The organism is Pseudomonas sp. SMSB3, from assembly GCF_052041965.1.
In the GTDB taxonomy this organism is placed as follows: Bacteria; Pseudomonadota; Gammaproteobacteria; order Pseudomonadales; family Pseudomonadaceae; genus Aquipseudomonas.
Genome location: NZ_JBKGGV010000003.1, coordinates 490560 through 510302, shown reverse-complemented (window position 1 = coordinate 510302; position 19743 = coordinate 490560). Strand labels below are relative to the sequence as shown.

Below are 19743 nucleotides of genomic sequence, written 5' to 3'. Positions count from 1 at the left end.
TGAAAAACAAAGCGGGGTGGCCTTACGGCCACCCCGCTTCTCTCTATAGAGGCGCCATGTCAGACGACACCAGCGTGGCGCAAACGAGCAATGGCATCTGCATCCAAACCCAGCAGCTCGGTCATGACTGCCTCCGTGTGTTCACCCAGTAAAGGCGGTGCGCGGCGATATTCCACAGGCGTATCCGACAGCCTGATCGGACTGGCTACCTGCGGCACGCTCCCGGCCAGCGCATGGGGCAGGTGCAAGGCCAAACCTCGCTCGATCACTTGTGGGTCCTGGAACACCTGGGCCAAGTCGTTGATCGGACCACACGGCACCCCTGCAGCCTCCAACTGACCAACCCACTCGGCCGTAGTCTTGAACACGGTGGCCTGGCGAATCAGCGGGATCAACTGCGCACGGTGGGCCACGCGCTGCTTGTTGGTAGCGAAGCGCGGATCATCCGCCCACTGCGGTTGCCCAGCCACTTCGGCAAATCTACGAAACTGACCATCGTTACCCACCGTAAGAATGAAGTCGCCGTCGGCAGTAGGGAAATCCTGATAGGGCACTATATTAGGGTGCGCATTGCCAAGGCGTTTTGGCGCACTGCCTGTGGTCAGGTAGTTCATGGCCTGGTTGGCCAGACAAGCGACTTGCACATCCAGCAGCGCCATATCGACATGCTGCCCCGCGCCGTGTTGCTCCCGGTGCGCCAACGCCGCCAGGATCGCTACGGTGGAGTACAGGCCGGTCAAGATATCGGTCAACGCGACCCCAACTTTGACCGGGCCAGCGCCGTCGTCACCCTCCGGGCGCCCGGTCAGGCTCATCAGCCCGCCCAGGCCCTGAATCATGAAGTCGTAACCTGCACGCTTGGCATAAGGACCGGTCTGACCGAACCCAGTGATCGAACAATAGATCAGCCGAGGATTGATCGCCTTTAGACTGGGGTAATCCAACCCATAGGCTGCAAGCCCACCTACCTTGAAGTTTTCGATGACGATATCGGACTTCGCCGCCAGTTCTCGAACCAGGCGCTGACCCTCTGCTTGGGTGAAATCGATGGTCACTGATCGTTTATTACGGTTGGCACTCAGGTAGTAGGCCGCCTCGCTGGTGTGCTCCCCGGCAGCGTCGCGCAGAAAGGGTGGCCCCCACGCCCGCGTATCATCACCACTGCCCGGGCGCTCCACCTTGATCACGTCGGCCCCGAGGTCTGCGAGAATCTGACCAGACCAAGGTCCGGCCAGCACCCGCGACAGATCCAGCACCCGCAAATGAGATAGCGCGCCCATGGGCCACTCCTTATCAGTAGAAGGCCTGGATGCCCGTCTGGGCGCGACCAAGGATCAGTGCGTGCACGTCATGGGTGCCCTCATAGGTGTTCACCACCTCCAGGTTGACCAAATGGCGCGCCACGCCGAACTCATCGGAAATACCGTTACCGCCGAGCATGTCGCGAGCCATGCGCGCGATATCCAGGGCCTTGCCACATGAGTTGCGCTTCATGATCGAGGTGATTTCGACTGCCGCGGTGCCTTCGTCTTTCATCCGCCCCAGACGCAGGCAACCTTGCAGTGCCAGGGTTATTTCGGTCTGCATGTCAGCCAGTTTCTTCTGAATCAGCTGATTGGCTGCCAGCGGGCGCCCGAACTGTTGACGGTCCAGCGTGTATTGCCGTGCAGTGTGCCAGCACGCTTCGGCCGCGCCCAACGCGCCCCAGGAAATGCCATAACGCGCTGAGTTCAGGCAGGTGAAAGGCCCCTTGAGACCGCGCACGTCAGGGAAGATGTTTTCCTCAGGCACGAACACGTTGTCCATGACGATCTCCCCGGTGATCGAAGCCCGCAGCCCGACCTTGCCGTGAATCGCCGGGGCGCTGAGACCTTCCCAACCTTTTTCCAGGACGAAGCCACGGATATCGCCGGCATCATCCTTGGCCCACACCACGAAGACATCGGCGATCGGGCTGTTGGTAATCCACATCTTGCTACCGCTCAAGCGATATCCACCGTCCACGCTACGGGCCCGGGTGATCATCGATCCCGGATCCGAACCATGATTCGGCTCAGTCAAGCCAAAGCAGCCAATCCACTCGCCAGTGGCCAGCTTGGGCAGGTATTTCTGCTTCTGCGCCTCGGTACCGAACGCATTGATCGGCACCATCACCAGCGAAGATTGCACGCTCATCATCGACCGGTAGCCTGAGTCGATGCGCTCGACCTCACGGGCAATCAGGCCATAGCACACGTAGTTCAGGCCACTGCCGCCATATTGCTCGGGAATGGTCGCACCAAGCAGGCCGACTTCACCCATTTCACGAAAGATCGCCGGGTCAGTCTGTTCATGGCGAAATGCTTCCAGCACCCGCGGGGCGAGCTTGTCCTGGGCGAACTGAAAAGCACTGTCACGTACCATGCGCTCTTCTTCCGTGAGCTGCTGGTCCAGCAGCAGCGGGTCGATCCAGTTAAAGCTTGCCTTGCCTGCCATGAGCGAATTCCTCGGTATCGGAGTAGGGGAGCCAATGGATTAGATCCTAGGCCCGATCCAGCGCGCCGACAAACGAGGATTGCGCACCCATTAGTGATATTTTCTCACTCCGTATCATCAGATATCCCTCGTTCTGCCGACCCAACGAGTGAGGCTCACGTACATGCGACGCAAAATCCCCAGTACCACTGCATTAATCTGCTTCGAAGCAGCCGCGCGCCATCAGAGTTTCACCAAGGCAGCGCAGGAGCTGGCACTGACCCAGGGCGCGGTCTGTCGCCAGATTGGCGCACTGGAAGCGTTTCTCAATGTCGAGCTGTTCCGACGCTTGCGCCGCGGCGTGCAACTGACCGAGGCAGGGCTTTCCTATAGCCGACAGGTAGCCGCCCAACTGGATGCGGTGGAGCGGGACACCTTGTCAGTGATGCGCCAGCAAGGCGCCAATGTGATCGAGCTGGCTGTCGTGCCTACGTTCGGCACGCAGTGGCTGCTGCCGCGCTTGAAAGACTTCCAGCAGCGCCACCCTGAGGTTACGGTCAACCTGACCAACCGCACCCGACCGTTCCTGTTCGCCGACACCCCGTTCGACGCAGCTATCTACTTTGGCGATGCCGACTGGTCGGGCACACAATCCCACCGCCTGATGGGCGAGAACCCAATGCCAGTGTGCAGCCCGGCGCTGCTGCACGGCCAAGGCCAGATCGACGTCCAGAGCATGGCCGGCATGCCGTTGCTGCAGCAAACCACGCGCCCATACGCGTGGCGGCAATGGTTCAACGGTTTGGGCTTGACCGTCCCTGGCGACATGGCGGGGCCGCGCTATGAGTTGTTTTCGATGCTTGCCCAGGCAGCCAAGCACGACATGGGCTTGGCGCTGATCCCGCCGTTTCTGATTCAGCGCGAGTTGGAGGAGGGTAGCCTAGTGGTCGCTAACAGATACGCGCTGGCCAGTCACAAGGCCTACTATCTGATGATCCCCGAGCGCAAGGTGCAGTCCGCGTCGCTGCAAGCGTTCAGGGATTGGCTGGTTGAACAGGCGGTGCAATACACCGACACCACACGAACTGATCAGCATAACTGACCTCGTAGTCAGCTTTTTTGGAAACCTACAGATATAACTATTTGTCGCACTTTGGCAAACTGTGCCGGTGAATCGAAAAACCGCACCTAACCCGCCAACCACGCGGCTTTCAGAGGTTTATTGCGACATTCACAAGCTTAATCACGAAATCGCTGCAAAAAATTTCAAAATTTCTTCTAGCCTGCCAAATGCCTGTGTTTGACGGGTTGAAGCGGGATGATTGCGACATACGGTCACAGGGTGACTTGTAGTTTTGCCTTCGTTTCGCTCCAGAATCTGTTGATGCACTTAGGGTTCATCTGCAAAATGCCTCGCCCACCCTGGATTGGTGGGCCCGGCGCTAAACAGCCGCCCCAGTTCGCCATCCGCAGCGCGCTGGCTCTTACAAATACAAAAGGTCACCGCAGGAGAAATAGTCGTGCATATTGGTGTTCCTCTCGAGACGCAGACCGGTGAGACAAGGGTTGCTGCGACCCCCGAAACCATCAAGAAACTGATTGGCCAAGGTCATCAGGTCACTGTTCAGCGGGGGGCAGGCCTCAATGCCAGCGTTCCAGACAGTGCCTATGAGGCCGTGGGCGCCTCGCTGGGTAGCGCCGCCGATGCCTTCGGTGCTCAGTTGGTGCTCAAAGTGGTCGCACCCACTGACCAGGAATTGTCCCTGATCAACCAAGGCAGCCTGCTGGTGGGCATGCTCAATCCCTTCAACAACGAGCTGATTGGCAAGATGGCCGAGCGCGGCATCACTGCCTTCGCCTTGGAAGCTGCGCCGCGCACTTCACGAGCCCAGAGCCTGGATGTGCTGTCGTCGCAGGCCAACATCGCCGGTTACAAAGCCGTGCTGTTGGCGGCGCACCACTATCCACGCTTCATGCCCATGCTGATGACCGCTGCCGGTACGGTGAAGGCTGCGCGGGTGCTGATTCTCGGGGCAGGGGTTGCTGGCTTGCAGGCGATCGCCACAGCCAAACGACTTGGCGCGGTCATCGAAGCCTCTGATGTGCGCCCGGCGGTGAAAGAGCAGATCGAGTCGCTAGGCGCCAAGTTCATCGACGTCCCGTACCAGACCGACGAAGAGCGCGAGTGCGCCGAAGGTGTCGGCGGTTACGCCCGGCCCATGCCCGCCAGCTGGATGCAGCGTCAGGCGCAGGCGGTGCATGAGCGTGCCAGGCAAGCCGATATCGTCATCACCACCGCGCTGATCCCTGGCCGCAAGGCACCGACCCTGCTCAGCGCCGAGACCGTCGCGCAGATGAAGCCTGGCTCGGTGGTCATCGACCTGGCCGCCGCGCAGGGCGGCAACTGCCCGCTGACCGTCGCTGATCAGGTCGTGCAGCACAATGGCGTCACCCTCGTTGGCCCGACCAACCTGCCGGCGCAGCTGGGCGCCGATGCCTCGGCGCTGTATGCCCGCAACCTGCTGGACTTCATGAAGCTGCTGTTCGACAAGGACGGCGCGCTGGTCATCAACCTCGAAGACGACATCGTCGCGGCCTGCCTGATGTGCCGCGACGGACAGGTCGTGCGCAAGAACGGCTAAGGAGCACGAATAATGGAAGACATGCTGATTTCCCATGGCATCTATAACCTGATCATCTTCGTGCTGGCCATCTATGTGGGCTACCACGTGGTCTGGAACGTCACCCCAGCGCTGCATACTCCTCTGATGGCGGTGACCAACGCGATCTCCGCAATCGTCATCGTCGGCGCCATGCTGGCTGCTGCGCTGACCGTGACGCCGGCTGGCAAGCTAATGGGCACCCTGGCCGTGGCGCTGGCCGCAGTCAACGTGTTCGGTGGCTTCCTGGTCACCCGTCGCATGCTTGAGATGTTCAAGAAGAAAACCAAGAACGAGGCGCAGAAGTAAGCATGAGCATGAATATGGTAACGCTCCTTTACCTCGTCGCCTCGGTCTGCTTCATCCAGGCGCTCAAAGGTCTTTCACACCCCACCACCTCGCGGCGCGGTAACCTGTTCGGCATGATCGGCATGGGCATCGCGATCCTGACGACGGTTGGCCTCATTTATAAGCTTGCCGCGCTCTCGGTTGGCAACGGCGGGGCCACCGCCGGCATCGGCTACGTGATCGTCGGTCTGCTGGTCGGCGGTAGCGCAGGCTCGATCATGGCCAAGCGCGTGGAAATGACCAAGATGCCGGAACTGGTCGCCTTCATGCACAGCATGATCGGCCTGGCTGCGGTGTTCATCGCCATTGCCGCGGTGCTCGAGCCACAATCGATGGGTATCGTCGCGTTGATCAGCGACCCGATCCCCACCGGCAATCGGCTCGAGCTGTTCCTTGGCGCGGCCATCGGTGCCATCACCTTCTCAGGCTCGGTGATCGCCTTCGGCAAGCTGTCGGGCAAATACAAGTTCCGCCTGTTCCAAGGCGCACCCGTCCAGTTCGCCGGGCAGCACAAGCTGAATCTGATTCTGGGCCTGACCACCATCGCCCTTGGTCTGCTGTTCACCTTCACCGGCCATTACAGCGCGTTCACCCTGATGCTCATCCTCGCGTTCATCATGGGCGTGCTGATCATCATCCCCATCGGCGGCGCCGACATGCCGGTGGTGGTGTCGATGCTCAACAGCTACTCCGGCTGGGCCGCGGCTGGCATCGGCTTCTCGCTGAACAACTCGATGCTGATCATTGCAGGTTCGCTGGTCGGATCAAGCGGCGCCATCCTTTCGTACATCATGTGCAAAGCGATGAACCGCTCGTTCTTCAACGTCATCCTCGGTGGCTTCGGTGGTGATGCAGATGCCGGTGCGGCGCAGGGCTCGCAGGAGCAGCGCCCGGTCAAATCGGGTTCGGCCGACGACGCCACGTTCCTGCTGAGCAACGCCGACAGCGTGATCATCGTGCCGGGCTACGGCCTGGCGGTGGCTCGCGCTCAGCACGCGCTCAAGGAGCTGACCGAAAAACTGACCCACAACGGTGTCACGGTCAAATATGCGATTCACCCGGTAGCCGGGCGCATGCCAGGACATATGAACGTGCTGCTGGCCGAGGCCGAAGTGCCTTACGACCAGGTATTCGAGATGGAAGACATCAACGCCGAGTTCGGCCAGGCGGACGTGGTGCTGGTGCTGGGCGCCAACGACGTGGTCAATCCGGCCGCCAAGAACGATCCGAAGTCGCCGATTGCCGGCATGCCGATCCTCGAAGCGTTCAAGGCCAAGACCATCATCGTCAACAAGCGCTCCATGGCCAGCGGCTATGCCGGTCTGGATAACGAGCTGTTCTACCTGGACAAGACCATGATGGTGTTCGGTGACGCCAAGAAGGTCATCGAGGACATGGTCAAGGCGGTCGAATAAGCCTGCACGCTGTGCGTGTTCAAGACCCCAGCCCCGGCGCGCACCCGCCCGGGGCTTTTCATTTGCTGATCCAGATCAACGGCTGACCGCGCCGGGTTCCCATTCGACCATGGTCGTGGGACGGCGCCGGGCGAAATCTCTAGACTGCGCTGCAGTAGCTTAGTAGCCCGAGATAACAATCCATGTACCGTGATCGTATCCGCTTGTCCTCCCTGCACAGCAAGGTAATGAGTGCGGCTGATGCCGCTGGCCTGATCGAAGACGGCATGACCGTCGGCATGAGTGGTTTCACCCGCGCCGGCGAGGCCAAAGCGGTGCCGCATGCCTTGGCAGAACGGGCCAAGCTGTCGCCGCTTAAAATCAGCCTGATGACTGGCGCCAGCCTTGGCAACGACCTCGACAAGCAACTTACCGAAGCCGGCGTGCTCGCCCGACGCATGCCATTCCAGGTCGACAGTACCTTGCGCAAGGCGATCAACGACGGCAAGGTGATGTTCATCGACCAGCACCTGTCGGAAACCGTCGAGCAGCTGCGCAACCAGCAGCTCAAGCTGCCGGATATCGCGGTCATCGAAGCCGTGGCCATCACCGAGCAAGGGCACATCGTGCCGACCACATCGGTGGGCAACTCGGCCAGCTTCGCCATCTTCGCCAAGCAGGTGATCGTCGAGATCAACCTGTCGCACAATCCTAATCTCGAAGGGTTGCACGACATCTATATCCCGACCTACCGCCCGACCCGTACACCGATCCCGCTGGTCAAGGTCGATGATCGTATCGGCAGCACCGCGATCGCGATCGACCCGGCCAAGATCGTCGGCATCGTCATCAGCGACCAACCCGACTCGCCGTCGACGGTACTGCCGCCGGATGACGAAACCCAGGGGATCGCCGACCACCTGATCAACTTCTTCAAGAAAGAAGTACAGGCTGGCCGCCTGACCAACAAGCTCGGCCCGCTGCAGGCCGGTATCGGCAGCATCGCCAACGCGGTCATGTGCGGGTTGATCGAGTCGCCCTTCGAAGACCTGACCATGTACTCCGAAGTGTTGCAAGACTCGACCTTCGACTTGATCGACGCCGGCAAGCTCAGCTTCGCCTCGGGCAGCTCCATCACCTTGTCGGCGCGGCGCAATGCCGACGTGTTCGGCAACCTGGAGCGTTACAAGGACAAGCTGGTCCTGCGCCCGCAGGAGATTTCCAACCATCCGGAGGTGGTGCGCCGGCTGGGCATCATCGGCATCAACACCGCGCTGGAGTTCGACATCTACGGCAACGTCAACTCCACGCACGTGTGTGGCACGCGAATGATGAACGGTATCGGCGGCTCGGGTGACTTCGCGCGCAATGCCCACTTGGCGGTGTTCGTCACCAAATCGATCGCTAAAGGCGGGGCGATCTCAAGCGTGGTACCGATGGTCAGTCACGTCGACCACACCGAGCATGATGTCGACATTCTCGTCACCGAACAGGGCTTGGCCGATCTGCGCGGCTTGGCCCCACGCGAGCGTGCGCGGGCCATCATCGACAACTGCGTTCACCCAGATTACCGCGCGGCGCTGAACGATTACTTCGAACGCGCCTGCCAGCGCGGTGGCCATACCCCGCATATTTTGCGCGAGGCCTTGAGCTGGCATGAAAACCTGGAAGATACAGGTCGGATGATCGCCAGCTGACCATCGGTTCTACCTCCCGCCCTGCAATGGGGCGGGCCTGATCTTCGACACGCGCCTTCAGCAGAACAGACCTACGCGGGTCACCCTCCAAAACTGTACTACTGTACCGTTATCTCCATGTCTCTCGCCGGTTAAATCCTTGCGATTGAGACTGAAATGCACCTTTATAGGGCAGACCAGTACAGTTAAGCCTATTTCGAGTGCAACAGTCGGCCTAAACACTTAACTGGCACAGCGCTTCACTGTGCAACTGTATCTACTGTTCTGGACAACAGAGGAGGATCATTGGCATCAGTTAAATCACTACCTAATCCCGCCATAAGCGGAAGGATGAAGCATCATGGAACGTACCCTCAGTTCCGGTCTGGTTTTCGAAAACAACGCCCAGCAGTCCAAGGCTTCCATGCCACTGCGTGCCGTCTCTACTCTGCTGCTGTGGCAGCGCCGCATGTCCAGCCGCCGTCAATTGGCCCGTCTGGATGCCCGCCTGCTGGCCGACGCCGGTATCAGCGAGTCGCAGCGTTACGAAGAGCTGAGCAAGCCTTTCTGGCGCTAAGCGCTGGCTCGCCGGCTCTCGCTGGCGCCTGAATTTCCGAACCCGTTGCAGGGTACTGCAGCGGGTTTTTTGTGCGCGGGCCAAAAAGGCATGCAGCCTGGACACCAATACAGTTTACCCAAACATGAAAAGCACCATTACAGTTAGACTGTAAGCTCGTTGATAACATCCTGAAATAACATCGCGTGATACGCTTCGCTAGACAGTCTGGTAGAACACCTGTCGATACGTGCCGCGACGAGCTGTGCAAGCGTCCGATTACGCAGAACCTGTTTCGACCCTACCCAGGAGTTCACGATCATGTCCCGTAAATACCTGTTTGGCGCCGCACTCATGCTTGGCTTGTCCGGGGCCGCCCACGCCAGCAGCTTCGTGGTCACCACCGACACCGTGGTGCGGGGTGTCGCCGCTTCCACCGATGCCACCTCCGACCTGACCTCGTCGCTGCGTGATGACAAGATCGTCCAGGCCGCACGCGATGACGCTGCCAGTTTCGTCGGCACTCAAGGTGCAATCCGTGGCGCCCGGCTCGAAAGCGCGCTAGTCCACATTCGCTCGACCATGCCGGCCTTGCAGGCCAGCGACGCCCAATTGGCGCAAGCGATCCTGGCAATCTGATCCCCGCCTGTGTGACAGGTGCGATGGCCGCGGCCTGCGCACCTGCAGCTCTTGACCTTCATCTTGCCAAGCCGTCCATAAAGCTTATGCGTTACCTATTGCCTTTGCTGTTGAGTGCCCCATTCATAGTCAGCGCCCATGCCATGGATGCCACCACTCAGGGTCTGGTCATCAGTGGTTATGTCACCAGTCAGGTGACCACCGCACCCTTCGACCGCAAGCTGGTCAGCCAGGCCCGCGACGATGCCGCGTTGTTCGTCGCCAGCGATGGGCAGGTGCGCGGCGCACGCCTCGAGGCAGCATTCGATTCCCTGCGCCATAGCCTGGCTCAACGTTCGGTGGCAGACCTTGAACTGGCGCAGGCAATTCTCGTCCAATAGTCAAATCTGACGTCCTGTATACATTCGGAGATGCTCCATGCGTAAACCGCTGATTGCCGCTTCCCTCGGCATGCTGCTACTGGCCGACCTGGCCCATGCTCAGACCCTGGTGGCCACCAGCAACATCATCGTGCGCGCTTTCGGCCGTTCGATCGACTTCACGTCCGACACCACCACCTCGATCCGTGATTCGAAAGTCGTGCGTGAAGCCCATGACGACGCCGCCAGTTTCGTTGCCAGCAATGGCGACATTCGTGGCGCCCAGCTCGAAGCTGCATTCACTACCCTGCGCGAGCGCGTGCCGCAAGCACGCGATGCCAGTGATCAGGTTCTGGCCGAAGCCATTCTCGCACTGTGAAGCGCGTGCGTGCCTGGCTGCTTGGCTGCACCCTGACGCTGCTGGGCGCGCCCGCACTGGCCGGCCTGCAGCTTGATCTGCAGGCCGCTGGTCTCGATCGGCAACAAATCCAGGCCAGCCAGGCCCTGCTCGATGAAGCGATGGCCAAGTTACCGCCGCGCTTCAAACAGCAGCTGGATCGCCGAGTCCAGGTCAGCTGGAGCGAAGACATGCCAGCCGATGCCTATGGCCAGGCGTCACTGGTTTCTACCCTGCAACTGAACCGCCGCTTGCTGCCCGGCTTGAGCGACGGCAGTGCTGCCACCGAGCGCACTGGTCGGGCCCACGGCACGGTGCGCGAAGAGTTGCTGGCCACCGTGCTGCACGAACTCACCCATATTTATGATCGCGCGCGCCTGTGGCCCAGCGCCGAACGCTCGCTGATCGCCCGCTGCAAGCGCCAGCAAGACACCCTGGGGCGAGTCGGCCAGCTGCAAGCCTGTCGCGGCCAAGGCGAGCGCCGCTTCACCCTCAGCGATGATCCGCGCCTGCTCGACCTGGCCGGCTGGCCGCAATATGTCGGGCGGCGCGGCGAGCGCGAGCAACACAATGCCCAGTTCATGCGCAGCCCCGACAGCTATGAGCTGAGCAGCCCCAAGGAATACCTTGCGGTCAACATGGAGTATTTCCTTCTCGACCCAAGCTACGGTTGCCGGCGCCCGGCACTCAACCAGTACCTGCGTGAGCACTTCGCCTGGGCGCCGCAGCAGGACACCTGCGCCAAAGGCTTGCCGTTCATCAACGCCGGCAACGACTTTGCCCGCCAGCCCCTGGCCGAAGTCGACCCTGAGCGCGTCTATCAAGTCGACTTCCTGCTCGCCGAAGCCAATCAGAATCTGGTCAGCCGCTGGGGCCACAGCATGCTGCGCCTGGTCATCTGCAAGCCAGGGCGCCCGCGTGGGCCAGACTGCCGCCTGGACCTGGACCAGAGCCTGGTGCTTTCGTATCGCGCGTTCGTCAACGATGTTCAGCTGTCGAGCTGGGACGGCTTGGTCGGGGTCTATCCCTCGCGGCTGTTCGTGCTGCCGCTCGGCCAGGTGATCGACGAATACACCAAGACCGAACTGCGCAGCCTGGCCTCGGTGCCGCTCAAGCTCAACCGCGAGGAAATCGAAAACCTGGTGCGCCAGGCCGCCGAAATGCACTGGAGCTACGACGGCAACTACTGGTTCCTGTCCAACAATTGTGCGGTCGAGTCGTTGAAGTTGCTGCGCAGCGGTACGGCCAACGCAGACCTCAACGACCTCGATAGCATCATGCCCAATGGCCTGCTGGCAGTGCTCAAGGGCAGGGGACTGGCCGATACCAGCGTCCTGGACGATCCGCGCGAGGCCTTGCGCCTGGGTTATCGCTTCGACTCTTACCGCGACCGTTATCAGGTCATGTTCGACGTCCTCAGGAAGCAGCTGCCGATCAAGCAGACTGAGGTCGAAGACTGGCTGGCGCTGGATGCCGAACAGCGCCAGCCGTGGTTCGCCAGGGCTGATCTGCGCACCAGCGCAGCGCTGCTGTTGCTTGAGCAAGCCAGCCTGCGCCGGCAGTTGCTGTTGGCCCAGGATGAGGTCAAGCAACGCTACCTGAACGCCGCAGCGCTCAAGGATGCCAGCCTCAACAAGGCCGATGCGGCGCTCAAGCAGATGCTCGCCAACAGTGGCTTCCTCAGTCGCCCCGCCGAATTGCTCGACACCCAGGGCTATGGCCTGCCGCAGCCCGAGGAGCGTCAGCACCTGGAGCAAGTCAGCGGCGAGCGGCAAGCACAGCTGTTGCGCTTGAGCACCAGTCTCGATCAGGAAGTGAGGGCGCTGCTTGAACCTGCCCGAGCCAGGGAAATCAAGGCCGTGGAGGCCAACGTCAAGCAGATTGGCGAGCATCTGCGGGCGCTGCACAAGGCCGCAGGGGGGTTGCAGCTACCTTGATCGCGACCTGCGAAGGCCTGTAGCACTGGCACCTAGCAGTGTTCCTGCGGCTCGCCGGGCAAGGTTTCGTCAAGGTGTAACCAGGGCAAGCGGCTGGTCGTCCAGATATGCCGCTTGGCCGGCACTCGCTCGGGGTGATCCAGTGTCGCCACGGTGACATCGATGCTGCTAGGGCTGTGTTCAGTCACCAGCGCCAGGTGTGCACCGCACTCGCCACAGAAGTACCGTTTGCAGCTGGCAGGGGCTACATAGCACTGCGGCCTTCCGGCCAGCCAACGGAAACGTGCCCGTGGCACGGTCACCCATGTCACCACCAGGCCACCGCTGACGCGTCGACAGATCGAACAGTGGCAATGGGCGACATCCGCCAGTTCGCCCTCAAGCCGGTAACGCAAGGCGCCGCAGTGGCAGCCCCCCTCGCTTACATTCTCCATCATCTACCTCCCGTCGTTGTTTTGCTGGCGAAAGCTGGCTGAAAGCTTGTCCCCGTAGGATAGCCCCCACTACCGGCACAAGACCGGTCAGCCAGGACAGCGGATGCTTTCGCGCCTGGCCCATCAACAACAACAATGGTGATTCCGATGTCTTCCTGCGCCCGCCCTAGCCGCATTCCCTCCTGCATGCTCCCGTTACAGCGCCCACTGCGCTGATCCGCCCGAATAGCCCTTTTCGCCGCGCCACGCCTGGAGTACTGCCATGCTGACCTTCCTCGGCTTTGCCATGGTCATCACCTTCATGTACCTGATCATGACCAAGCGCCTGTCGGCCTTGATCGCTTTGATCCTGGTACCGATCCTGTTCGCCCTGTTCGGCGGTTTTTCGGCCAAGATCGGCCCCATGATGCTCGAAGGCATCAGCAAGCTGGCCCCCACCGGGGTCATGCTGATGTTCGCTATCCTGTATTTCGCCCTGATGATCGACTCCGGTCTGTTCGACCCGGCTGTGCGCAAGATCCTCAAGCTGGTCAAAGGCGATCCGTTGAAAGTCTCGGTCGGTACCGCGGTGCTGGCCCTGGTGGTTTCGCTCGACGGTGACGGTGCCACCACCTACATGATCTGCTGCGCCGCCATGCTGCCGATGTACAGTCGCCTGGGCATGAGCCCGCGGATCATGGCCGGCTTGATCATCCTGGCCGGTGGGGTGATGAACATGACGCCATGGGGAGGCCCTACAGCCCGCGCTGCCAGCGCGTTGCACGTCGACCCCTCGGATATCTTCGTGCCGATGATCCCGGCCATGGCCTTCGGTGTGATCGCGATCCTGGCCATTGCTTATATGTACGGCAAGCGCGAACGCGCTCGCCTGGGTGAGCTGCACCTGCCCACCGACGACATCGACCACAGCGAAATCAGCGTGTCGCAGTTTCCTGAGGCACGCCGCCCGAAACTGATCTATTTCAACGCAGCGCTGACCGCAGGCCTGATGGTCGCGTTGATCGCCGGGGTACTGCCGTTGCCGGTGCTGTTCATGATCGCCTTCAGCATTGCCATGATCGTCAATTACCCGTGCCTGCAACAGCAGAAAGACCGCATCGCCGCCCATGCCGGCAGCGTACTGGCGGTGACCGGGTTGATTTTCGCCGCTGGCATCTTCACCGGCATTCTTTCCGGCACCGGCATGGTCGATGCCATGTCCAAGAGCCTGCTGGCCGTCATCCCCGATGCACTGGGCCCGTACCTTGCGGTCATCACCGCGATCGTGAGCATGCCGTTCACCTTCTTCATGTCCAACGACGCCTTCTACTACGGCGTGCTGCCGGTGCTGTCGGAAGCGGCCAGTCACTACGGCATCACCCCCGTGGAAATGGCGCGCGCATCGATCGTCGGCCAACCGGTTCACCTGCTCAGCCCTCTGGTGCCCTCGACCTATCTGCTGGTAGCCCTGGCAGGCATCGAATTCGGTGACCACCAGCGCTTCACGCTCAAGTGGGCAGTGCTAGTGTGCCTGTGCATAATGCTGGCCGCGCTGCTGATGGGCATTTTCCCATTGTTCAGTAGTCTCTAATTAACACGCATCACCCTTACGTTCGAAGGAATACACATGGAATGGCTGACCAGCCCAGAAATCTGGGTCGCCTTTTTCACGCTCACGGCGCTCGAGATCGTGCTCGGGATCGACAACATCATCATGATCTCGATCCTGGTCAGCCGCATGCCCAAGCACATGCAGCCGCGCACCCGGATCTTCGGCCTGGCGCTGGCCATGGTCACGCGCATCATGCTGCTGCTGTCGATCACCTGGGTCATGCGCCTGACCGCCGACCTGTTCGTGGTGCTGGGCCAGGGTATATCAGGGCGTGACCTGATTCTGTTCTGCGGTGGCTTGTTCCTGCTGTGGAAAAGCTCGCAGGAGATCTACCACGGCCTGGAGGGCGAAGAGGAGAGCAGCGACGAACCGAAAGGCGCTGGCGGCAAGTTCTTCTACACCATCATTCAGATCGCGATCATCGATATCGTGTTTTCCCTGGACTCGGTGATCACTGCGGTGGGCATGGTGTCCCATGTGCCGGTGATGATCGCGGCAATCGTCGTGGCCGTGCTGGTGATGATGCTGTGCGCCGGGGCCATCAGCGACTTCATCGACAAGCACCCATCGCTGAAGATGCTCGCACTGTCGTTCCTGATCGTCGTGGGTACCGTGCTGATCGCCGAATCGTTCGATGTGCACGTGCCCAAGGGCTACGTGTACTTCGCGATGGCGTTCTCGCTGGCAGTCGAGGCCATCAACATCCGCATGCGTACCGCCATGGCTCGCAAGAAGGGCCAGGAGCACGAGCCGGTCAAGCTGCGCAAGGACATCCCCGGGCAGTAACACCGCCCAGCACTCGACTAAAGGCCCTGCGGGGCCTTTTTTCGTGGGTCAATCGATGCGACCCAGCTTCATGACAGAAATATTTCAAATCTTTGCCGAGCATGCCAAGCTGGCGCGAGGTCCGCAAAACAACTAAAGCTTGAGTAAGCACTGGAATAAAATTACCCACCCCCGGGCCAGGCTTACGGCTTCATTCCTGTAGGCGCCGCCTTGGCGCTCGTCAATCAAGGGGGGTTCGACCATGCTGACCCTGCTCAACCTGCTTTCTGCCGTGGCCTTGCTGGTCTGGGGCACGCACATCGTCCGCACCGGCATCCTGAGGGTGTTCGGCTCCAACCTGCGCCGCGTGCTAGGGCAGAACATGGACCGTCGACCGCTGGCCTTCATTGCCGGCATCGTCGTCACCGCTGTGGTGCAAAGCAGCAACGCCACGGCGATGCTGGTGACCTCGTTCGTCGGGCAAGGCTTGATGGCCATGACGCCGGCCTTGGCCATCATGCTCGGCGCCGATGTCGGTACCGCCCTGATGGCGCGGGTGTTGACCCTGGACCTTTCGTGGCTGTCGCCGCTGCTGGTATTCCTTGGGGTGATCTTCTTCCTGTCGCGCAAGCAGACCCGCGCTGGCCAACTCGGGCGCGTGGCGATCGGCCTGGGCCTGATCATCCTGGCCCTGGAGCTGATCGTGCAGGCGGCGACGCCGATCACCCATGCCCAGGGGGTGAAGGTGCTGTTTGCCTCGCTGACCGGGGACATCCTGCTCGACGCCCTGGTCGGGGCATTGTTCGCCATGGTCTCGTATTCGAGCCTGGCGGCGGTGCTGCTGACCGCCACCCTGGCCGGAGCCGAAGTGATCAGTCTGCCGGTCGCCATTGGCCTTGTGGTCGGCGCCAACATCGGCAGTGGCTTGCTGGCCTTCATCAGCACCAGCATGCAGAACGCTGCGGGGCGTCGCGTGGCACTGGGCAGTTTGCTGTACAAGCTGATCGGCCTGTTGTTGATCATTCCAGCGTTACACCCGCTGGTGGACTGGATGGACAGCTTGAGTTTCAGTCCGCAGGAGTTGGTGATCGGTTTTCACCTGCTCTACAACACCTTGCGCTGCCTGATCATGCTGCCAACGGTCAAACCCATGGCACGCCTGTGCAACGCGTTACTGCCCGAGCGCGAGCACAACAATGGCCAGATCAAGGCGCGTCACCTCGACCCGTCGGCACTGGCCACGCCGAGCCTGGCACTGGCCAATGCCGCCCGCGAAACCTTGCGCCTGGGCGATATCGTCGACAGCCTGCTCGAAGCCATGCTCGGCGCGCTGCGCGGCACGCAGACGGCCATGCCGCAGCAGGTCCGCGCCCTCGGCGAGGATGCCGATGCGTTGTACAGCGCCATCAAACTGTACCTGGCGCAGATGCCACGCGAAGACCTCAGTGATCAGGACAACCGACGCTGGGCAGAAATCATCGAACTGGCGATCAACCTGAAGCTGGCCTGCGACCTGATCGAGCGCATGCTGCGCAAGGTCCAGCAGCAGAAAACCAGCCAACGCCGGGAGTTTTCCCAGGTCGGGCTGGAGGAGCTGACCGGGTTGCAGGAGCAGCTGTCGGCGAACCTGCGTCTGGGCCTGTCGGTGTTCCTCAGTGCCGACCCGGAAAGCGCTCGCCTGCTGCTGCGCGAAAAGCGCCGTTTCCGCGCTTTGGAGCGACGCCTGGCGCACGCCCACGTGAGCCGCTTGCAGCGCAAGGTGGTGCAGAGCATCGAGACCAGCTCCCTGCACCTGGAACTGATCGCAGACATGAAGCGGTTGAACTCTTTGTTCTGCAGCAGTGCCTATGTGGTACTGGGTGGCTCGGACACCGGCGGGCTGTTGCTCGACAGCGTGCCGGACGACGCGCGCCTGTCCTGACCTCGCACCTGGAGACTTTCGCTCGCCCATGCGTTGCCTGATGTTCGTTTGCCTGCTGCTGTGCAGCCTTCCCTCCATTGCCCTGGATCGCTCGCGGGTCGAAGGTTACCTGTTGCCCAACGGCCTGCAGGTCATCCTCAAATCCGGCTACGAACGCGATCATGTCTCCATTCGCCTGGTGGTTGGGGTTGGCCTGGATGACTTTGGCTGCGAGCAGAAAGAACTCCCGCACTTGCTCGAACACCTGCTGTTCACCGGAATCGACGATACCGGCGAAGGCGGGCTGGAAGAGCGCCTGCAAAGTTTGGGCGGGGAGTGGAATGCCTACACCAGCAGCGCCGACACCACGTTCGTCATCGAGGCGCCGGCGCGCAACCAGCGCAAGGTCCTCGACCTGCTGCTGGCGATCATCCGCGACACCCGTATCGACGCCAAGGCCCTGACCACCGCCAAGCGCATCATCGAGCGTGAGGATGGCGGTCACTACGGTCACTTGCAGCGTTGGCTGGACCGCCAGGATATCGGTCATCCAGCCAGCGATCAGTTGGCCACCGAACTGGGGCTCAAGTGCGCCGAACGCTCCGACGTCGGCGATATGACCCTGGAACAGGTGCAGGCCCTGCGCGAGCGCTGGTATGCGGCCAACAACATGACATTGATCGTGGTCGGCGGACTCGACCGCCTGCTGCCGGCCTATCTGGAGCGCACCTTCGGCGAGCTGCCGGCTACCGAGCCTGAGGAGCGGCGCAATCTCGACAGCATCAGCCAGCAGGCCGAGCAGCGCCGCGACTTGACCCGGGGAGTACTGGGCGACAGCGTCAAGCTGCACTGGTTGTTCATCGAGCCAGTGTTGGACAACGACCATCAGCAGACCCTCGACCTGCTGTCGCGCTACCTGGAATGGGCATTGTACGACCAGCTGCGTCTGCGCCACGGTCTGTCCTACGGCCCCTCGGTGCAACGAGAAAGCTTCGGCGACAGCGGCATGATCAGCCTCAACGCTGACCTGGAACGCGACGATGTCGATGCGGCGGTCAACGTCATGGAGCAGCTGTTCGACCACCTGCGCAAACACGGCCTGGACCCCGACACCTTCGCCCGGATCAAGGACGCCGCGATTGCCAAGGAAAGCTGGAGCACCCAAGGCAACAGCGCACTGGCCGATTATTACTGGGGGGCGCTCAACGACTACGACAACGGGCGCTTCACCGACCCTGCACGCAAGCTGCGCAAGGTCACGCTGGAGCAGGCCAACGAGGCGCTCAAGGACCTGCTCAAGGACCAAGGCTACCTGCGGATCGAAAAACCGTTTCTTGGCTACGACGAGCTGTACGGGCTGCTGGCCGTGTTGCTGGGGCTGATCCTGGCCCTCGGACTGCTGCGCTGGCGTCGGCACAAGCCCGAACGGCCTAGCGGTGCTACACGGCAACAGTGATTCGACGGTATCCTTTGCCTGTGCCGGCCCGTCGCAGGTGAACCCGCTTCCACGGCAATGCCGGGAGGGGCGGGTGCAATTGCGGCGGACCGGTACAGCCATTCCAACCTGCGCCTGATACCCATGCCCCCATTATCCCAGATCGTCCAGCGCGTCATCGAATTGCTCAAACGCTACCCAGGCGTCATCGCGCTCGGGGGTTTTCTCTCTGGGATCGGCAGTTTCATCCTGGTCGACCGCCAGGCCGGCCTGGCCAGTTGGATCGCCATCTTATTGCTGGTCAGCTGGGTCTGGCTGATGCTGGAAAACACCCTCACTCGCCTGTTCACCCGCACCTTCAAACGCGAGATACCCCAACCGCTGCTGCGCTATGCGACGCAGATGATCCACCAGGAAAGCCTGTTCTTCGTCCTGCCCTTCTTTTTCATTACCACCACCTGGAACAGCGGGCAGCTGGTGTTCACCGGCCTGCTCGGCGCGGCCGGGCTGATCTCCATCGTCGACCCGCTGTACTACCGCTGGCTGGCACCACGGCGCTGGCTGTTTCTCGCCCTGCATACCCTGACGCTGTTCGCGGCGCTGCTCACCGCGCTGCCGATCATCCTGCACCTGACCACCGCACAGAGCTTCAAGCTGGCGTTGATCATCGCCATGGCGCTGTCGTTCCCCAGCTTGATCAGCAGCTTCCCGATCAACGGCTGGCGTCGCGGCGTGGCGCTGGTCGTGCTGACCTTGGCGGTCGGTGCCGGTGGCTGGCTGCTGCGTTCGTGGGTGCCGCCGGCCACGCTATGGATGACCGATGTGGCGGTCAGTACCGAAGTGATCGACCGCCAACCCGGCGATTCGCTCAAGGAGGTGCCCGCCAGCCGCATTCGCAGCGGCGGGTTGTACGCGTACACCGCGATCAATGCACCGCGCGGGCTGGATGAGCGGATCTACCACGTGTGGCAGAAGGACGGCCAGGAAGTCGACCGCATTGCCCTGGATATTCACGGCGGGCGCAAGGAAGGCTACCGCGCCTGGACCCACAAACAGAACTTCCCGCCCAACCCGGTGGGCAAGTGGCAGGTCCGGGTACTGACCGAAGACGGCCAGGTGATCGGCGTGCTGCGCTTCAAGGTGGTCGGCGACAAGCCTGCCCAGTAGCCGCGGCAAGACAGCACATATTCAAACCAAA

At 61.4% G+C, this 19743-nt stretch carries 18 protein-coding genes; 15 read left to right on the top strand and 3 right to left on the bottom strand.

Annotation, left to right across the window (positions count from 1 at the left end; translation table 11 throughout):
- Positions 1 to 59 precede the first annotated feature (59 nt).
- Both ACLEJW_RS08320 and ACLEJW_RS08315 read right to left on the bottom strand, forming a co-directional pair.
- Complete coding sequence (locus ACLEJW_RS08320; RefSeq protein WP_145184962.1) at positions 60 to 1280, bottom strand: CaiB/BaiF CoA transferase family protein; 1221 nt, start codon at positions 1278 to 1280, stop codon at positions 60 to 62.
- Between the two features lie 13 nt (positions 1281 to 1293).
- Positions 1294 to 2475: an acyl-CoA dehydrogenase gene (locus tag ACLEJW_RS08315; RefSeq protein ID WP_145184959.1), complete on the bottom strand. Its 1182-nt coding sequence runs from the start codon at positions 2473 to 2475 to the stop codon at positions 1294 to 1296.
- 163 nt (positions 2476 to 2638) lie between these two features.
- Between ACLEJW_RS08315 and ACLEJW_RS08310 the strand changes: the two genes are divergently transcribed.
- The 10 genes from ACLEJW_RS08310 (at position 2639) to ACLEJW_RS08265 (ending at position 12420) form a co-directional block, all read left to right on the top strand.
- Positions 2639 to 3556, top strand: coding sequence for a LysR family transcriptional regulator (locus ACLEJW_RS08310; RefSeq protein ID WP_145184955.1), 918 nt, complete (start codon positions 2639 to 2641; stop codon positions 3554 to 3556).
- Between the two features lie 418 nt (positions 3557 to 3974).
- A complete protein-coding gene (locus ACLEJW_RS08305; RefSeq protein WP_440777330.1) occupies positions 3975 to 5096 on the top strand; it encodes a Re/Si-specific NAD(P)(+) transhydrogenase subunit alpha in 1122 nt (373 codons plus the stop codon).
- Between the two features lie 12 nt (positions 5097 to 5108).
- A complete protein-coding gene (locus tag ACLEJW_RS08300) occupies positions 5109 to 5423 on the top strand; it encodes an NAD(P) transhydrogenase subunit alpha (protein WP_003256966.1) in 315 nt (104 codons plus the stop codon).
- A gap of 2 nt (positions 5424 to 5425) precedes the next feature.
- On the top strand, positions 5426 to 6877 hold the full coding sequence (locus ACLEJW_RS08295) for an NAD(P)(+) transhydrogenase (Re/Si-specific) subunit beta (protein ID WP_145184950.1): 1452 nt from the start codon (positions 5426 to 5428) through the stop codon (positions 6875 to 6877).
- Between the two features lie 182 nt (positions 6878 to 7059).
- Positions 7060 to 8553, top strand: a complete 1494-nt coding sequence (locus ACLEJW_RS08290; protein WP_145184947.1) for an acetyl-CoA hydrolase/transferase family protein — start codon at positions 7060 to 7062, stop codon at positions 8551 to 8553.
- Positions 8554 to 8956: 403 nt separating this feature from the next.
- Positions 8957 to 9109: a DUF1127 domain-containing protein gene (locus ACLEJW_RS08285; protein ID WP_371921231.1), complete on the top strand. Its 153-nt coding sequence runs from the start codon at positions 8957 to 8959 to the stop codon at positions 9107 to 9109.
- Positions 9110 to 9409: 300 nt separating this feature from the next.
- Entirely contained in the window at positions 9410 to 9727 is a 318-nt protein-coding gene (locus tag ACLEJW_RS08280; RefSeq protein WP_440777329.1) for a DUF2388 domain-containing protein, read from the top strand.
- An 86-nt stretch (positions 9728 to 9813) separates the two neighbouring features.
- Entirely contained in the window at positions 9814 to 10107 is a 294-nt protein-coding gene (locus tag ACLEJW_RS08275) for a DUF2388 domain-containing protein (RefSeq protein ID WP_440777328.1), read from the top strand.
- A 37-nt stretch (positions 10108 to 10144) separates the two neighbouring features.
- Positions 10145 to 10465 (top strand): DUF2388 domain-containing protein, encoded by a 321-nt coding sequence (locus ACLEJW_RS08270; protein ID WP_145184934.1) that lies wholly within the window; start codon positions 10145 to 10147, stop codon positions 10463 to 10465.
- Positions 10462 to 12420, top strand: a complete 1959-nt coding sequence (locus ACLEJW_RS08265) for a DUF7844 domain-containing protein (protein WP_313296215.1) — start codon at positions 10462 to 10464, stop codon at positions 12418 to 12420. The genes ACLEJW_RS08270 and ACLEJW_RS08265 overlap by 4 nt, the downstream gene beginning before the upstream one ends.
- Positions 12421 to 12452: 32 nt before the next feature.
- On the opposite strand, the gene ACLEJW_RS08260 is transcribed toward ACLEJW_RS08265, so the two are convergent.
- Positions 12453 to 12854 carry a GFA family protein gene (locus ACLEJW_RS08260; RefSeq protein WP_313296233.1) on the bottom strand — a complete coding sequence of 134 codons (402 nt, stop codon included), beginning with the start codon at positions 12852 to 12854 and terminating at the stop codon, positions 12453 to 12455.
- Between the two features lie 262 nt (positions 12855 to 13116).
- On the opposite strand from ACLEJW_RS08260, the gene ACLEJW_RS08255 reads away from it, so the two are divergent.
- From ACLEJW_RS08255 to ACLEJW_RS08235, 5 genes are all read left to right on the top strand, one after another.
- On the top strand, positions 13117 to 14424 hold the full coding sequence (locus tag ACLEJW_RS08255) for a CitMHS family transporter (RefSeq protein WP_145184929.1): 1308 nt from the start codon (positions 13117 to 13119) through the stop codon (positions 14422 to 14424).
- 36 nt (positions 14425 to 14460) lie between these two features.
- Positions 14461 to 15231, top strand: coding sequence for a TerC family protein (locus ACLEJW_RS08250; RefSeq protein WP_145184926.1), 771 nt, complete (start codon positions 14461 to 14463; stop codon positions 15229 to 15231).
- Between the two features lie 241 nt (positions 15232 to 15472).
- A complete protein-coding gene (locus ACLEJW_RS08245; RefSeq protein ID WP_145184923.1) occupies positions 15473 to 17131 on the top strand; it encodes a Na/Pi cotransporter family protein in 1659 nt (552 codons plus the stop codon).
- Positions 17132 to 17159: 28 nt separating this feature from the next.
- The gene (locus tag ACLEJW_RS08240) at positions 17160 to 18566 is read left to right on the top strand and encodes a M16 family metallopeptidase (protein WP_313454725.1); all 1407 of its coding nucleotides are present in this window, start codon (positions 17160 to 17162) and stop codon (positions 18564 to 18566) included.
- A gap of 123 nt (positions 18567 to 18689) precedes the next feature.
- Complete coding sequence (locus ACLEJW_RS08235; protein WP_313296209.1) at positions 18690 to 19712, top strand: DUF5924 family protein; 1023 nt, start codon at positions 18690 to 18692, stop codon at positions 19710 to 19712.
- Positions 19713 to 19743: the final 31 nt, after the last annotated feature.

Coding starts and splice junctions, on each gene's coding strand:
- ACLEJW_RS08245 (WP_145184923.1), top strand. CDS start 15,473: ATGCTGACCCTGCTCAACCTGCTTTCTGCCGTGGCCTTGCTGGTCTGG.
- ACLEJW_RS08315 (WP_145184959.1), bottom strand. CDS start 2,475: ATGGCAGGCAAGGCAAGCTTTAACTGGATCGACCCGCTGCTGCTGGAC.
- ACLEJW_RS08285 (WP_371921231.1), top strand. CDS start 8,957: ATGCCACTGCGTGCCGTCTCTACTCTGCTGCTGTGGCAGCGCCGCATG.
- ACLEJW_RS08310 (WP_145184955.1), top strand. CDS start 2,639: ATGCGACGCAAAATCCCCAGTACCACTGCATTAATCTGCTTCGAAGCA.
- ACLEJW_RS08255 (WP_145184929.1), top strand. CDS start 13,117: ATGCTGACCTTCCTCGGCTTTGCCATGGTCATCACCTTCATGTACCTG.
- ACLEJW_RS08295 (WP_145184950.1), top strand. CDS start 5,426: ATGAGCATGAATATGGTAACGCTCCTTTACCTCGTCGCCTCGGTCTGC.
- ACLEJW_RS08320 (WP_145184962.1), bottom strand. CDS start 1,280: ATGGGCGCGCTATCTCATTTGCGGGTGCTGGATCTGTCGCGGGTGCTG.
- ACLEJW_RS08280 (WP_440777329.1), top strand. CDS start 9,410: ATGTCCCGTAAATACCTGTTTGGCGCCGCACTCATGCTTGGCTTGTCC.
- ACLEJW_RS08240 (WP_313454725.1), top strand. CDS start 17,160: ATGCGTTGCCTGATGTTCGTTTGCCTGCTGCTGTGCAGCCTTCCCTCC.
- ACLEJW_RS08235 (WP_313296209.1), top strand. CDS start 18,690: ATGCCCCCATTATCCCAGATCGTCCAGCGCGTCATCGAATTGCTCAAA.
- ACLEJW_RS08270 (WP_145184934.1), top strand. CDS start 10,145: ATGCGTAAACCGCTGATTGCCGCTTCCCTCGGCATGCTGCTACTGGCC.
- ACLEJW_RS08300 (WP_003256966.1), top strand. CDS start 5,109: ATGGAAGACATGCTGATTTCCCATGGCATCTATAACCTGATCATCTTC.
- ACLEJW_RS08290 (WP_145184947.1), top strand. CDS start 7,060: ATGTACCGTGATCGTATCCGCTTGTCCTCCCTGCACAGCAAGGTAATG.
- ACLEJW_RS08260 (WP_313296233.1), bottom strand. CDS start 12,854: ATGGAGAATGTAAGCGAGGGGGGCTGCCACTGCGGCGCCTTGCGTTAC.
- ACLEJW_RS08250 (WP_145184926.1), top strand. CDS start 14,461: ATGGAATGGCTGACCAGCCCAGAAATCTGGGTCGCCTTTTTCACGCTC.
- ACLEJW_RS08275 (WP_440777328.1), top strand. CDS start 9,814: ATGCGTTACCTATTGCCTTTGCTGTTGAGTGCCCCATTCATAGTCAGC.